Source organism: Citrobacter telavivensis (genome assembly GCF_041807075.1).
Lineage (GTDB): Bacteria > Pseudomonadota > Gammaproteobacteria > Enterobacterales > Enterobacteriaceae > Citrobacter_A > Citrobacter_A telavivensis.
The window spans coordinates 246,605-261,497 of sequence record NZ_JBGUBF010000002.1; the positions used below are offsets into that span (position 1 = coordinate 246,605).

Annotated in this window: 16 protein-coding genes; 8 read left to right on the forward strand and 8 right to left on the reverse strand. The window is 54.9% G+C overall.

Annotated elements, in window-relative coordinates; all coding sequences use genetic code 11:
* Positions 1-8: 8 nt before the first annotated feature.
* The 4 genes from ACERJC_RS12265 to ACERJC_RS12280 all read right to left on the reverse strand — a co-directional run bounded on the left by ACERJC_RS12265 (position 9) and on the right by ACERJC_RS12280 (position 3,766).
* A complete protein-coding gene (locus ACERJC_RS12265; protein WP_371895088.1) occupies positions 9-1,160 on the reverse strand; it encodes a double-cubane-cluster-containing anaerobic reductase in 1,152 nt (383 codons plus the stop codon).
* A 96-nt stretch (positions 1,161-1,256) separates the two neighbouring features.
* Entirely contained in the window at positions 1,257-1,496 is a 240-nt protein-coding gene (locus ACERJC_RS12270) for a DUF2164 domain-containing protein (protein ID WP_046487156.1), read from the reverse strand.
* Between the two features lie 9 nt (positions 1,497-1,505).
* Positions 1,506-2,789, reverse strand: a complete 1,284-nt coding sequence (locus ACERJC_RS12275; protein WP_373671802.1) for a DUF445 domain-containing protein — start codon at positions 2,787-2,789, stop codon at positions 1,506-1,508.
* A gap of 50 nt (positions 2,790-2,839) precedes the next feature.
* A complete protein-coding gene (locus ACERJC_RS12280; protein WP_152401970.1) occupies positions 2,840-3,766 on the reverse strand; it encodes a LysR family transcriptional regulator in 927 nt (308 codons plus the stop codon).
* A 224-nt stretch (positions 3,767-3,990) separates the two neighbouring features.
* Here ACERJC_RS12280 and ACERJC_RS12285 point away from each other — a divergent pair, with 224 nt between their 5' ends.
* Both ACERJC_RS12285 and metC read left to right on the forward strand, forming a co-directional pair.
* Complete coding sequence (locus tag ACERJC_RS12285; protein ID WP_152401972.1) at positions 3,991-5,229, forward strand: dicarboxylate/amino acid:cation symporter; 1,239 nt, start codon at positions 3,991-3,993, stop codon at positions 5,227-5,229.
* 25 nt (positions 5,230-5,254) lie between these two features.
* On the forward strand, positions 5,255-6,445 hold the full coding sequence (metC, locus tag ACERJC_RS12290) for a cystathionine beta-lyase (RefSeq protein WP_152401975.1): 1,191 nt from the start codon (positions 5,255-5,257) through the stop codon (positions 6,443-6,445).
* Positions 6,446-6,478: 33 nt separating this feature from the next.
* Here metC and mdtM read toward each other — a convergent pair whose 3' ends face one another.
* The 4 genes from mdtM to ACERJC_RS12310 form a co-directional block, all read right to left on the reverse strand.
* Positions 6,479-7,711 carry a multidrug efflux MFS transporter MdtM gene (mdtM, locus tag ACERJC_RS12295; protein WP_373671967.1) on the reverse strand — a complete coding sequence of 411 codons (1,233 nt, stop codon included), beginning with the start codon at positions 7,709-7,711 and terminating at the stop codon, positions 6,479-6,481.
* Between the two features lie 326 nt (positions 7,712-8,037).
* A complete protein-coding gene (locus ACERJC_RS12300; RefSeq protein ID WP_373671803.1) occupies positions 8,038-8,679 on the reverse strand; it encodes a LysE family translocator in 642 nt (213 codons plus the stop codon).
* A 48-nt stretch (positions 8,680-8,727) separates the two neighbouring features.
* Complete coding sequence (locus tag ACERJC_RS12305; RefSeq protein WP_178825047.1) at positions 8,728-9,543, reverse strand: helix-turn-helix transcriptional regulator; 816 nt, start codon at positions 9,541-9,543, stop codon at positions 8,728-8,730.
* Positions 9,544-9,578: 35 nt separating this feature from the next.
* Positions 9,579-11,021 carry an aminotransferase-like domain-containing protein gene (locus ACERJC_RS12310; RefSeq protein WP_286632310.1) on the reverse strand — a complete coding sequence of 481 codons (1,443 nt, stop codon included), beginning with the start codon at positions 11,019-11,021 and terminating at the stop codon, positions 9,579-9,581.
* Between the two features lie 176 nt (positions 11,022-11,197).
* Here ACERJC_RS12310 and ACERJC_RS12315 point away from each other — a divergent pair, with 176 nt between their 5' ends.
* The 6 genes from ACERJC_RS12315 (at position 11,198) to ACERJC_RS12340 (ending at position 14,825) form a co-directional block, all read left to right on the forward strand.
* Positions 11,198-11,362: a DUF1127 domain-containing protein gene (locus tag ACERJC_RS12315; protein WP_152402016.1), complete on the forward strand. Its 165-nt coding sequence runs from the start codon at positions 11,198-11,200 to the stop codon at positions 11,360-11,362.
* Positions 11,363-11,513: 151 nt separating this feature from the next.
* Entirely contained in the window at positions 11,514-11,978 is a 465-nt protein-coding gene (locus tag ACERJC_RS12320) for a MarR family transcriptional regulator (protein WP_373671804.1), read from the forward strand.
* A 6-nt stretch (positions 11,979-11,984) separates the two neighbouring features.
* On the forward strand, positions 11,985-13,052 hold the full coding sequence (locus ACERJC_RS12325) for an HlyD family secretion protein (RefSeq protein ID WP_286632308.1): 1,068 nt from the start codon (positions 11,985-11,987) through the stop codon (positions 13,050-13,052).
* Entirely contained in the window at positions 13,042-14,106 is a 1,065-nt protein-coding gene (locus ACERJC_RS12330; RefSeq protein WP_373671805.1) for a DUF2955 domain-containing protein, read from the forward strand. The genes ACERJC_RS12325 and ACERJC_RS12330 overlap by 11 nt, the downstream gene beginning before the upstream one ends.
* Before the next feature lie 142 nt (positions 14,107-14,248).
* Positions 14,249-14,536 (forward strand): BrnT family toxin, encoded by a 288-nt coding sequence (locus ACERJC_RS12335; RefSeq protein ID WP_152402023.1) that lies wholly within the window; start codon positions 14,249-14,251, stop codon positions 14,534-14,536.
* Positions 14,523-14,825: a BrnA antitoxin family protein gene (locus tag ACERJC_RS12340; protein ID WP_152402026.1), complete on the forward strand. Its 303-nt coding sequence runs from the start codon at positions 14,523-14,525 to the stop codon at positions 14,823-14,825. The genes ACERJC_RS12335 and ACERJC_RS12340 overlap by 14 nt, the downstream gene beginning before the upstream one ends.
* Positions 14,826-14,893: the final 68 nt, after the last annotated feature.

The window sequence follows — 14,893 nt, forward strand, 5'->3', positions numbered from 1 at the left end:
CCTGTTCCTTACAGCATTTCAATAAAGGCCGCGACGCGGGTGCTGAGTTGGCCGATATCCGAGGTGGAGTAGTCGGTTTCAATGGCGATATAAGGGAGGTTGTGCTGCTGACGAACATGACGCTTAATGGCCAGTGACTCAACGGCATAGGTATGACAGGCCTGCAAAATCACATCCACCACGCCGTCCGCCTGGTACTCTTCCACCATTTGACTGAGCAACGTCAGACGCTGTTCGTTTGGAGAGATGCACGAACAGCCGATGGCGAGATATTTGTCGGTGAGCGCGTCATAGACGTCGCCGGTTTCCGCAACGCACTGCTCGGTCGCCTTCGCGCCGGTGCAGTTTTCGTATCCCACCACCCAACCGCCGTTGTCTTCAATGGCGCGCACCACTTTTTCTGCCGCCCCGCCAATCGGGCAACCGGTGATCAGAATGCGCGGACGGGCGTCCAGTCGTTTGCCGTCTTGCCACGCCTGGCGCACCCGCGCGGTCATGCTGTTCAGTTCGTCAATGAGGGCTTCTTTATCAAAGCGGAAGGTTGCACCGTACACCACTTTCAGGATATCGCTGCCGCTCAATGCGGGGGGATTAAGCTGCCCGAGACGATAGAAATTCGCCAGCGCGCGACGTTCACGGTTTTTGAGGACAATGGCTTCACGCAGCGCCGCTTCAGTTACCGGCGTCCCAAAGCGTGCTTCCACGGCCTGTTGCAGGCGCAGAATTTCTGCTTTCCACAGTGCGCGTGAGGCGGCATCCTGGCTGCTGTTTGGCAACTGCATGACGTGAACGGCTTTAAACTCAGCCATGTACTCGTACATTTTCTTTTTGCCGTCGCAGGTGGTTTCACCCACCACCAGGTCAGAAAAGTAGAAATAGGGGCATTTGTCGGTTTTGCCGAAGCCGTAGCTACTTTTGATCAACGGGCAGAGGTTGCGCGGCAGATCTTTTTCGGCCTCTTCGATGGTTTCATCGGACGTTGAGCACAGCGAGACCACCACCGCTCCCGCCGCCATCGGGATCTCCTGCGGCATGAAGGTGCAATAGGTCCCCACCAGCGGGATACCCTGCTCTTTGAGATCCATCACGGTGAGAAAGCCTTTCTGGCGGGCTTCAGAAAACTGGTCGAAAATGGCGGGCAAATCGGTGATAAGCGACATGGATTTTCCTTCCCCGTGACACGGGAGATGTTAAAAGTGTTCGCATTATAACCATGTCGTTATTGTGGATTTATTGATCTCCCGCCAGGTAAGGCACTATAAAATTTTCTTCAGATCCATCTCTTCCTGGATGCGCTCGCTCCAGGCAAGATGCGTGCGAATCGCCTCCTCAATGCCCGCGTTGTAGTACGCCGGACCCAATTTTTCGCTAATAAAATCAATAAAAAACTCGGCGTCGAACTGTTCCAGCTCCAGTTCGAAATGATCGCGGCAGTAGTCTCTGAGCGCCTCGCGCAGACCGTCGCGTTCCGCCGGGGACAGGGTAATGTCAGCCATTTTTTCTCCTTAAAAAGTGGGCAGTGCGGGCAGTAGTGAGGGGATTTGCGACAACAGATATAACACCAGCCCGATAGTCCCGCCCACCAGCGTGCCGTTGACGCGGATAAACTGCAAATCTTTACCGATGTTGAGTTCAATTTGCCGCGACATATCGCGGGCATCCCAGCTTTTCACCGTGTCGCTGATGTGGCGGGTCAGGAAGGCGGCAAACTCCGGTGCTACCCGATGGGCGGCCTGCTCCAGATGGCCGTTGAGCGAGGCGCGTAGCGCATCGTCGGCAACCAGCGTTTCGCCAAACCACTGTCCGGCATGGGCGATTCGCTGTTTCACCCGGGAATCCTCGGCGTTGATATCATTCTTTAACCACTGGCGTAAATCCGCCCACAGCTCGCCGAGATAGCGGTTAAAGGCATCATCTTCTTTCAGGTAATCCTTGATGCTTTCCGCCCGGTTCGCCATCTCCGGATCGTTTTTCAGTTTGTCGATGAGCTTAAAGGTGGCGCGATCGAAGGCGTGGCGGATCTGATGTGCGCGATCGTGGCTGATGTCATCAAGCAGCGAGTTCACCGCCTCTGACACCAGTTCTGCACTGTGCTCGCCCAGCCACTCGGTGGGCAGAATTCGGGCCTTCAGCGGGTGCTCGGTCTCCAGCCAGTGGACGATTTGCCGGGCGATAAAGGTTCTGGAACTGTCGCGCTGGAGGAGCGCTATCAACTGGGCGATCAGCGTGTCGAGTAACTCCTGATGGCGATCGTTTTTGGTCATGCTTTCCAGCATCAGGGCGCTGGTGCCAGAGAGATCGACCTTATCAATTGCCTTATGCACCGCACGTTTTAGCAGGCGCTGGATACGGGCATCATCGGTCAGCTCCAGAAAACCACTCATGATCTGCAACAGATGCTGCCCGATCCGCTGGGCGTTTTCCGGCTGGCTGAACCAGTTGCCAATCAGTAGCGCGGGCTCATGGCGGCGGATTAGCGCGACCAGGGACTGGGTATCGAGGAATTTCTCCTGCACGAACTGACCCAGGTTCTCGCCGATCCGGTCCTTATTACGGGGAATAATCGCCGTGTGCCGAGAAATGAACGGGAGGGGGACGCGGCGAAACAGCGCCACCACCGCAAACCAGTCCGCCAGCGCACCGACCATCGCCGCCTCGGCAATGGCTTTGATCCCGCTGACCCAAAAGCCGGGCGGCAGGAAGAGGGTGACGACGAACGTGGTGGCAGCGATCAGCAGTAATGAGAGCGCCAACAGTTTGGCGCGTTTGAGTTCAGCGATTTTATTCATAGGGTTAAGGATAGAGCCAGACGGGGGGATCGTGCAAAAACAACCGGGGATCAGCCGGGGATCCAGTTGTCCCACGCCGGCAGCGTCCCTAGCTCTGCGACCAGAAAATCAATAAATGAACGCACCTTCGGGTTGCTGTATTTGCTGGGGAAATAGAGCGCATAAAGGGTGTGCGTTTCGCAGGTGATGGTGCCGTCGAGCATTAGCGGGGTGATCTCCTCTTTCTGAATATGATCGCCAATCAGATAGGTGGGCAGATAGGCTACGCCCTGATCTTCCAGCACCGATTTCAGCAGCACCAGGCTGCTGTTGGCCTGGATAGGCATATGCAGTTTCAACTGATGCAGGCGATCCTGCTCGTCGGCAACCTTCAGAACGGGGGTCAGGCCGGGGTAAACCAGACAGTCATGATTCACCAGATCGGTACGCCGTAGCGGCATTCCTTTTTTCGCGAGGTAACCGGGAGACGCGCAGTACGCCCAGCGGATAGGCACCAGTTTACGCATGGCATAGTTTTGCGGTGGCGCGGTGGAGATGCGCAGGGCGATATCGAAATCCGTGTCGTTCAGATTGACGAAGTTATCGTTGAGATCGATATACAGATTCACATCCGGGTACTGGGTGCGATATTTGTCCACCAGATTGACCAGTCGGGAATAGCCGAAGGCAATCGAACAGGTAATGCGTAATTCACCCTGCGGATTGTGATAATAACCGGAGGTGGTATTTAACGTTTCATCAAACTCTTTCAGTAATTTATTGGCCCGGTTAAATAAATATTGCCCGGCGTCGGTCAGGGTAATACTGCGGGTCGTGCGCTTAATTAATGTTGTCCCCAGCGTATCCTCCATTGCCGCCAGACTTTTACTGACCGCCGACGGCGACACGTTAAGTTGCACCGCGGCTTCAGATAATCCTCCGCAGTCCACAATCCGGACAAAAAATTCTAAATGCTTGAGAGAAATGGGTGTGCTCATTATTTCCTTTTACTCACAAGTGATTTGCAAAAACGGTACGAATAGGCCGTTACATTGGGTTTTGAAACATGTAACTATTGAACCACAGGAAACGACCTACGCACAAAATGAAAAAATAACAACTTAAGTGAGTTGCGTCACAAATAGTAAGGAGGCAAAAACAGAACGTCGCCAAATTGTGAATTTACTCTCATTTAATTCCATTCTTATAAAAGGTACCGATTATGTGGACACGACTCGAACCCTACAAATCGTCAATTATTTTATTACTTGCTCTGGTTGCAGGTGGTTTATTAGGGATTTACGCCCCCGCGTTTGCCAGTAAACTCCAGCCGATAGGTCAGATTTTCCTGAACCTGTTATTTATGATTATCGTTCCGCTGGTTGGAATCAGCGTAATGTCCTCCATCGCCAGCATGACCGACCTGAAACGTTTAGGGCGAATTATGGCGATTATCTTTATCGTTTCCATCGCAATGGCGTTTATTCCTGCTGCCGGTATCGTGGCGTTAGCCCTGTGGTACAACCCGGCGCAGGGGGTCACCATCGATCTTTCGCAGTCCGTGCAGGCGGGCAGCGGCAAGATGGATTTTGTCAGCATGATCACCACCAACGACTTTATTGGCCTGTTTTCTAAGTCGAATATCCTCGCGCTGATCGTGATGGCGATCATTGCCGGGATCGCGATTGGTCAGTCAGAACAGGCGGGCAAACGCATTGCCTCGCTGCTGGAAGATGCCAACACCGTCATTATGAAGATCGTATCGATCATCATGAAGGTCGCGCCGCTGGGGCTTGGCTGCTACTTTGCCGCCACGATGGCCAGTCAGGATTCCGGACTGCTGCTCACCTTTGCCCGGGCGATTGGCCTGTTCATGGTTGCCACGCTGGCTTACTACATTTTGGGTTCTATTCTTTACTCTTACATTGGCGGCGGCATACCGGCAGTGAAAGCCTTCTGGCGTCACGCCATTGAGCCTTCCGTGACGGCGCTGGGCACCTGTTCTTCGTTGGGAACGCTGCCGGTGACGCTGCGCGCGGGCAAAGCGATGGGGATTAACCCGGAAATCGTGGATGTCTCGATCCCGCTGCTGGTCAACCTGAATAAGGGCGGCGTGGCGATGATCGCGGCGCTGAAGATAGTCTTTATCTACTCGGTGCTGGGGATTCCGTTCACGACGGAAACCTTCTTCCTAACCATGCTGATCGCCGTGCTTTCCGCGATTATCGTCGGCGGCGTACCGGGTGGGGCATTCCTTGGGGAGATCTTTATCGTCACTACGCTGGGGCTGCCGATGGAAACCATTCCTATGTTAGTGGTGCTGGGCACCATTACCGATGCGCCGGCGACGCTGATTAACGTGATTCATGATTTGAATGCGGCACAAATTGTAGAACGCTTCTCCGGGAAAAAATCGGTGAATGCAGAGATAGATGCGACGGCTACGGTAGCCGAGGTTTAACGCAGAATTAAGGATAAGAAAAGTTATGAAAGATTCAGTGAAACTCGAAACCCAGTTGATCATCGCCGGACGCGATAAACGCTATACCCAGGGTGCGGTAAACCCGGTTATCCAGCGCGCCTCTTCGCTGGTGTTTGATACCGTGAAGGACAAAAAATTCGCCACCGCCAATCGCGCAAACGGCGAGTTGTTTTACGGTCGCCGTGGCACTTATACCCACTTCGCGTTCCAGAAGGCGATGAGTGAACTGGAAGGCGGCGTTGGCTGCGCGCTTTACCCGTGCGGTGCGGCGGCGGTGACAAACGCGATCCTCGCGTTTGTACAGAGCGGCGATCATCTGCTGATGACCGGGGCAGCGTATGAACCGACACAGGATTTCTGCAATAAGATCCTGAGTAAATTCAACGTCGAAACAACGTACTACGATCCGATGATTGGCGCCGGGATTGTCGACCTGATCCGCCCGGAAACCAAAGTGGTGTTTCTTGAATCACCGAGCTCGATCACGATGGAAGTTCAGGATGTGCCGGGAATGGTGAAGGCGATCCGCGCGGTGAATCCGGAGATCGTCATTATGATCGACAACACCTGGGCGGCGGGCGTGCTGTTTAAGGCGCTGGACTACGGGGTGGATATCTCGATTCAGGCGGGGACTAAATACACGATCGGTCACTCGGATGGCATGCTGGGAACGGCGGTGTCCAATGCGCGCTGCTGGGATCAATTGCGCGAGAACTCGTATCTGATGGGGCAAACGCTGGATGCTGATACCGCGTATAACGGCAGTCGTGGATTGCGCACGCTGTCGGTGCGCCTGAAGCAGCATCAGGAGAGCAGTATTCAGATTGCGCGCTGGTTGTCAGCACGAGCGGAAGTGGCGCGAGTAAATCATCCGGCGCTGCCGGAGTGTCCGGGGCACGAATACTTCACGCGTGATTTCAGCGGCAGTTCCGGTCTGTTCTCGTTTGTGCTGAAAAAACGACTGACGGATGAGCAGTTAGCGAACTTCCTTGATAACTTCTCGCTGTTCCATATGGCTTACTCGTGGGGCGGGTTTGAGTCGCTGATTCTGGCAAACCAGCCGGAGGAGTTGAACAGTATTCGCCCGGCCGGAGATGTCGATTTCAGCGGGACGCTGGTGAGGGTGCATATCGGTCTGGAAGATGTCGGCGATTTGATTGCCGACCTTGAAGCCGGCTTCGCCCGCATCGCGTAAAAAGTCACAGGCCCCGCATGGCGGGGCCTGATTTTACTTCTCTGTTGCCAGCTCCGTTGCCTGATACTGACGCACCCGCGCTAACAATCCTTTCAACGTGAATACCACCGCCACACCCGCAATCACCGCCAGCAGGTGAAACGGGATCCTGCCGCCGTTAAACCACAGTCCACGCCCGATTTCGACGGAAACGGCCATGACCGCCAGGATAACCATGTTCAGCGAGGCTGACACGGTGCCTTTCGGCAGATTGTTGGTAAACAGCGTGAAGCGAAACAGCGTCGGGAAGATAAGCCCGATACCAAACGCATACAGGCTGGTGCCCAGTACCGACCACAGCCACACGTGAGGCCAGAAAAGGTTACCGGCAATCAGGACAAACAGGCCGCTGAGTTGAATCGGCACCGCACGCCAGATAAAGCGTGGGTCGGTCGGATCTTTCACAAAACGTGCAACGACCATGTTGGCAACGATCACCGCACCAAATACCGGGACCTGCACCCAGGCGAACTGTGAGGAACTCATGCCGCCCGCGTCGATCAGGATCACCGGGGAAACGGCGACCCAGCTCATCATCGGGATGTAGCTCAACGAGATCGTGGCGACCCCAAAGAGGAACACGCGGTTGCGAAAGACATCACGGAAATCGCGTATGACGCCGATCGCGCTAAATGGCACTGCACCGCGCTGGACCGTTTCCGGCATCGCCAGCAACAGGCCCATAAAGGCGATAAAACCCATCACCGCAATAATGGCAAACAGCACTTTCCAGTGGACGAAGTGCATCAACGCCGCGCCGGAAAGCGGGCCGATGATCGGCGCCACCAGCACGATAGAGGTGATGATCGCCATCAGCTTGATGGCTTTTGTCTGCCCGAACGCTTCCTGCACCGTGACATAACCGACCGTCGCGATAAAGCAGATGCTGGTGCCCTGCACCACGCGTGCCGCCAGAAACTGTGTCATTGAGGTGGTGAACAGTGTAGCGGTACAGGCGAGAGCAAAAATGAGCGCCCCCGTGACCAGTACCGGACGACGCCCGATCCTGTCGGAAAGCGGCCCCAGCAGCCATTGCAGCGCCATCCCCCCCGCGAGATAAAGGCTGACCGCTGCCGGTGCCAGACTGACATCGGCATCAAACTCTCTCACGACATTGATGATGCCGGGCTGAATCAGGTCCGTCGACAGATAGGCGGCAAAATCGTACAGAATCAGCGCCATCGGAAAGAACAGCGTCGTGGCGTGCCGCTTGAAAAACTCAATAATCCATTGCATACAAAACGAACTCCATGTGGAGAACCCCTTAACGGGAACAACGAAATTCAATACTGTCACAGGGACATCAGGCAGAAAATAGAGAACAGCAGACTGCGGATGTACTGAATTTCATGTAATCAAAAGCACTGCCCATGGGGAATCACAGACAGGGGAACACATTCTGATCTGTGTCAGAATGTGTATCGATTACAAATGGTTATCAGCACATCACACCTCGGGAAAAGTAAGTTGAACGGAAAATATACACCTTAAGTGTCATTATAATTTGATGTTAGTCAATAGATTGAGCTGAAAACATTCCGCGCGCCAGTGGTCTACGGGAAGAGAAAACGCCAGACGATCCCGCAGCCGAAGGCGATCAACACGGCCCCGGCAATGCGTTCGATCCACACGATCCCATGACTGAGCCGTCGCTGGACAAACGGCAGGCCAATTCCCATCACAATCAACAGATCCCAGCCTAGCACGACGCTGGTCATCCAGACGCCGCTGGCGGCCTGCTGCAACAGCGTCACTGACGGGCCAAGCAGGGCGGTCATCAGCGCCAGATAGAACAGGGCATTTTTCGGATTGAGCAGCGACGAACCCAGCCCCAGCAGCACCTGTTTGCTCAGGCCCGGACACGTGGACTGGGCATCTGCGCCCGTCAGCGCTTGCGGACGACTGCGTAACAGCAGGCTACCGATCCACAGTAAATAGAGTGCGCCCAGCAGCGCGATCAGCGTGAAGAGCAGAGGATGCTGACGGAGAATTCCCCAGCCGGCAATCGCCAGCAGGATATAGATCCCATTACCGGCGGCGATCCCCAGACACAGCCCAGCGCTGCCGCGAAGTCGGTAGCGAACGGCGTAGCCCAGCAGTAAAAAGAAATCTGGTCCGGGGCTGAGCAGTGCCACAAAGTGCGCCAGCGCCAGTGCGGGAAATGCAGGGGGAAAGAGTACAGACAACGCTTCCATAATGACCTCAGTGTGCAAACCTGAGGTCACGTTACGCCCGGTGAAACGCTAATTATTGTCTGATATTGATCGTGCCCGCGCATACTGGCGCGGCGTGGCGGCGGTATAGCTGACAAAGGTACGGTGGAAATGACTCTGGTCGGCAAAACCGCTCTGATAGCCGACGTCGGCGATGTCGTCTCCGGCGCGCAGTCGCGTCCTGGCAAAATCGATCCGCGCGATGTTCAGATAGCTGCCCGGCGTCAGACCGGTGTCCTGCTTAAAGGTGCGGATCAGCGTTTCTTTACGCATGCCGAACTCTTGCGCGACGTCATCAAGCGACGGTGGAGAAAGCAAATTGCGTTGCAGTCGCGCTTTCAGAGACTGACTGGTCGCACGCGAACGCTGCGGATTTCCTGACTGCAAGGGGAGTGCGCGCAACAGGAGGCGGGCGGCATCGACAAGCGGTGCGGTTTGCCGCTTCCCCATTAACGCAACAAGATCCAGAAAGTGCTGAAAGCGTTGTGGGTTGCGGACCACCGGATTCGGTGCGAAGAGTGGTGTGTGGGGCGTCAGTTCGGGCAACTGAGCAAGGCACCAGTCGGCGTCAAGGTAGAGCATATGGTAGCTGCGGAACTGTCCATCGACAGGGTTACAGCTGTGAGGCACCAGTGGCGGGATCACAATCAGATCGCCCACCTGCAGGCGATATTCTTTGCCGTGGCTGACGCAGCAGGTTTCACCTTCCAGAATGGCCCCAATAGAGAGTTGCGGATGATGATGACGCTTATAGGCCTGATGACTGCGCCAGGTGCTGCGCAGTTCCAGCCACGTAAGCCGTTCATCGCGCCAGAACGATTGCGGAATATCTCGGGTATGGGTCACGGTCAGCGCCTCCGACAAAGTGATGATTTGTTATATCACAGGTTCACGGCCCCTGGCGTCGCGACTTCTTCCATCGCCACCTTTAACGCCTCACCCAGTTTCTGCATCACATCCCGATGCTTTTCATTGGGCGGGAGCGCGCAGTTTATGCGCACGCAGTTGCGGTATTTTCCGGATGCGGAAAACAATGAACCCGGCGCGACCTGAATTTTCAGGCGACAGAGCTGTTTGGCGACACAAACCATGTCGACCTGCTCCGGGAGTTCAACCCACAGCATAAAACCGCCTTTTGGCCGCGTAACGCAGATCCCACAGGGAAAATATTCCCGCGCCCAGCAGGTATACATCTCCCTGTTACGCTGATAAATCTGGCGCATTCGCCGAACGTGGCGATGATAGTGCCCCTCCCGGACAAACGCCGTCGCGGCCAGCTGTGTGGCGGGAACGTTAGTGCCAATGACGGCGTATTTCATGTGCAGCAGTTTGTCATGATAACGACCCGGTGCGACCCAGCCAACGCGCAGGCCGGGGGCGACCGATTTGGTGAATGAACTGCAAAGGATAACCCGACCGTCGATATCCCAGGAATGAAGGGTTCTGGGACGGGGATACTCTGTCGCCAGCTCGCCATACACATCATCTTCAAAAATCACAATGTCGTGGCGTTGGGCAAGCGCCAGTACGGCCCGTTTACGGGCATCCGGCATGATAAACCCCAGCGGATTGTTGCAATTCGGCACCAGAATTACCCCTTTGATCGGCCATTGTTCCAGCGCCAGCTCCAGCGCTTCAATACTGATGCCGGTATCCGGATCTGTCGGGATTTCAATCACTTTGATCCCTAAGCCGCGCAGCAATTGCATGGTGCCGTAATAAGCCGGGGATTCCACGGCCACAATGTCTCCTGGCTGGCAGACGGCCAGCAGTGCCAGCGACATGCCGCTTTGACTGCCGCTGGTGATCACCAGATCATCGGCGTTAACAACCGAACCGCCATCAAGCATCAGCCTCGCGATTTGTTGGCGTAGTGCGAGGCTGCCAGCCAGTTCATCGTAGCCCAGAATCGCACTTAGATTGTGTTGTGCTACGCGACTGAGTTCGCGCCAGAGCGGTTTCAGACTGGGTTGGCTGACATCCGGAATACCGCTGCTAAGCGGGATAACCGATTGGTCGTGATGGCCTTCCAGCATGTTCAGCACCTGCTCCCATTGGGTAATCTCAACCGGACGCTGTACCGGACGCGACATCGGCGGGACCGGCGGCTGCGCTTTCTGCGGCGCGACGAAGTAACCTGAGCGGGGCTGCGGCGTGATGAGTTGCAGCGATTCCAGTACCTGATACGCCTGCTGCACAGTGCTAATGCTGACCCCGTGCTCCTGACTCAGACTGCGCACCGACGGTAGTTTTTCTCCGTGACGATACAGCCCTTGTTCAATACGCTCGGCCAGCAGGTTGGCCAGATGTTGGTAACGCGTCATGCTGTATCCCTCGAAGATGCCATACAGATGCAAAAATCAGTACAGACAGGCGGAAAATGTGCGGTGCAGAGACTGTTTTAGCGGATCTGTATGTTAAATAAAAGCTGTTTTTGAATCTGTATTGTTCAGCCCGGAAACCGCCAGAATAAAGGCTCTGGTAGGCGAGGGGGTGGAGTATGGAATTTCATGAAAACAGAGCGAAGCAGCCGTTTATTGGTTTTGTCCTGATCTGGCGAGCGTTTAAAAAATGGCGCTTGCAGGTACAGACCCGACGGATCCTGCAACAGATGAGCGATGAACGGCTCAAAGACCTGGGATTACGCCGGGATCAGATTGACTAGCGCGATTTTGGGAGTCAGAGGCTGGATGTTGACCCTGTCCGGCCTTTTTTTACATTCAGAAAATTTATCAATTTATGCTTCCTGACAGTATGTTTCTTGATACTTACCCTGATAAGTATTATTTTCCCTTTCTCTAAGAGAGGAAAGACACATGACTGAAGATGAGCGGTTTGCCTGCCGCCCGATGGGAATGCGTATGGCGATGGTAGTGCGTCAATGGCGTGCCATTATTGATGCGGCTATTACCGATACCGGCCTGACCCAGTCCAGTTGGACGGTACTGATGCAACTGCATCAGTTGGGCGATAACGTCTCGGTCAGCGAACTGGCGGAGGTGCAGGGCATTGAACTGCCGCCGCTGATGCGCACTCTCACGCAACTGGAAAATCAGGGCTATCTGGTGCGTTCCACATCGCCATATGACAAACGCATCCGCCTGCTTATGCTGACCGTGGAAGGCCGTGCCCGGCTGGAAGAGTTGAACCGGGTGATTGAGGCCTATCAACATCGCGTCACGCGTTCCATACCTGAAGCGGATCTCGCTTCCTTCAGCGCCACCCTAAATTTAATCGCCTGCAATTTGCGGACAATCCGCGAAGAAGATAATCAACACTAAAAAACTATGATGACCCCAGAACAGAAATTTGCCCGTTGGGTAAGGGTGAGTATTGCCGCTTTCCTTGCCATATTCGCCTGGTTTATCGTTGCCGATATCTGGATCCCGTTGACGCCGGACTCCACGGTGATGCGCTCGGTCACGCCGGTTTCGTCGCGCGTTTCCGGATACGTCTCGCACGTCTATGTGCGCAATAATAGCCAGGTGAAAAAAGGCGATCTGCTGTATGAGTTGGATCCCACGCCATTTATCAATAAAGTCGAGGCCGCGCAAATCGCCTTTGCGCAGGCCAGACTGAGCAATCAGCAACTGGATGCGCAGATTGCCTCTGCCCGCGCCAGTCTGCGTACTGCCGAATATACTGCGCGTAATGACAAGCTGACGTTCGATCGCTATCAGCGGCTAAGCACGATGCAGAACGTTTCACAGGCGGATCTCGACAAGGTGCGGACGACCTGGCAAACCAGCGAACAGTCGGTAACCGCCCTGCATGCCAACATCCAGAATCTGCTGATCCAGCGTGGCGAGCGCGAAGATAGCCATAACGTGACGCTGCAAAAATATCGTAATGCGCTGGAAGAGGCGCAGTTGAATCTGGCATGGACAAAAGTGCACGCAGAGACGGACGGGACGGTGAGTAATCTCCAGCTTAACGCCGGGCTTTACGCCACCGCCGCCACGCCGCTGCTGGCGCTGGTCAGCAACCAGACGGATATCGTGGCCGATTTTCGCGAGAAAAGCCTGCGTCATACCCGCGTGAACACCGATGCCGCCGTGGTATTTGATGCCATGCCGGGCAAAGTGTTCCGTGCGCGCGTGACCAGCAGCGATGCCGGGATCCTCGCCGGACAGGAAGCGGTCAACGGTCAGTTGTCGCAGCCGGAGCAATCCACGCGCTGGGTGCGCGATGCGCAGCGGATGCGTATTCACGTGACGCTGAGTGAGCCACTGGATAAACCGTTGCCGACCGGTGCCCGCGCGACGGTGCAGTTGTACAACAGTGAAGGGCCGTTTGCCCGCACCTTTGCCGGCGCGCAAATCCATCTGGTTAGCTGGCTGCATTATGTCTATTAACACGCTGGCGCGCGTGTTTACGCCACATGACAATATCGTCTATACGGCGAACGACTTTCGCCAGACCCTGCGGATAGCCGTTGCCGGGACGATCGCGCTGAGTATTTCGACCTTTTACAACGTGCAGTACGGCGTTTTCTTCGTGGTTTATCCACTGATGCTGATGTCGTTGGTGCCGGTATTCAACCGCCACGTGGCGCGACAGTTTGTGTTCAGTGCAGCGGTGAACTGCGTCGAAATGGTGCTTATCGTTGGCTATCTCTCGCAGTGGCCGGTGATCATGACGCTGGTGGTGTTTGGTCTGTACGTCCTGCGCTTTCGCTTTATGAGCAAGGGGCCGTTGTTTTTGCTGGGGTCAATGGGCGTGGTCTGCCAGAGCACGATGCTCAACTTTATGAGCTATTCCACCACGAACTGGCACACGCTGATGTTTTCCAACATGGAAGCCTGCGTGATGGCGGTGGCGCTGAGCGCGCTGCTGCACTATCTGATCCCCGACGTGGAACCACGCAAGCCGCCGCCGCGCATTGAGAAAGATGACGCCCGCGTTCGCCATGAATCGCTGCTTTCCGGGAGCGTGGCGACGATGATTTTTGTCATCTTTCAGGTCTGCGATCTGAGTGATTCGCTGTCGGCGCTGATGGCGGGGATTTTGATTCTGTTTCCCATGCATTATCGCGGCGCGGTCCTGAGTTCTATCTGGCGCGTCGTGGGCGTGGTGCTGGCCTGTCTCTATATTCTGGTGGTGCAGTTACTTATTTATGATTTCAGCAACCATATGCTGCTGATGATGCCGCTGATTGGCCTCGGGCTGGCCTTCAGCGCCCGTCTGCACGTGATGGAAAAAGTGGGCGCAGGCGTTGGTTTCGCCAGCATCACCACCATCGGCATTATGTTCGGCCAGAATCTGCACCCGAACAGCGATTTAGTGTTCAGCGATCTGTATCGCATCACCTCAGTCACCGTCGCGCTGGTGGTGACGCTGACGATGGTTTTTCTGGTACACCGGATATTGAACTGCTTCGCCGCGACACGGTTTGTGGTGGTGGAGTGAGGTTCCTCATAGCGATCTCAGCTAATCCATACATGAACGCAGGCAGAAAAATACGTAAATGGTGATGCTTTTTCCAACAGCGTCGTTATACTCGTAAGATAATTGTCTATACTTTTTTGTATATACAATCAGGAAGCGCGATATGCCAACGGAGTTTGAATGGGATACAAACAAGGCAAAAAGCAACGTCGGTAAACACGGTGTCCGTTTTGAAGATGCGATTCTGGTATTCGACGATCCCCGACATCTGTCACGACAGGATCGCATAGAGAACGGGGAATATCGCTGGCAAACAATCGGTCTCGTTCATGGCATCGTGATTATTCTGGTTGCCCACAGCATTCGGTTTGAAAGCGGCATTGAAGTCATTCGCATCATCAGCGCCCGAAAGGCGGATCGTAAAGAGAGGAATCGTTATGAGCATGGTTAAACATAAACGCGGCACACAATCCGCGCTCAGTGCTCAGCATGAAGCTGAACTCAACGCGCTGGCGAAGCAATCCGATGATGAAATTGATTACAGCGATATTCCCTCCTCGGAAGAGGCGCAGTGGTCTGACGCGGTACGCGGTAAGTTTTTTCGCCCGCTAAAAACTCAGGCGTCCGTACGGATTGACGCCGATGTGATGGAATGGTTGAAGCGTCCGGGCAAAGGGTATCAGACCCGACTTAACGCGATTCTGCGGGAAGCGATGCTGCGGGAGCAAAACAAGAAATAGTGAGTGTTTACTCGGGTGTAGATGCCGGATGGCGGCTACGCCTTATCCGGCCTACAAATCGGCGTAGG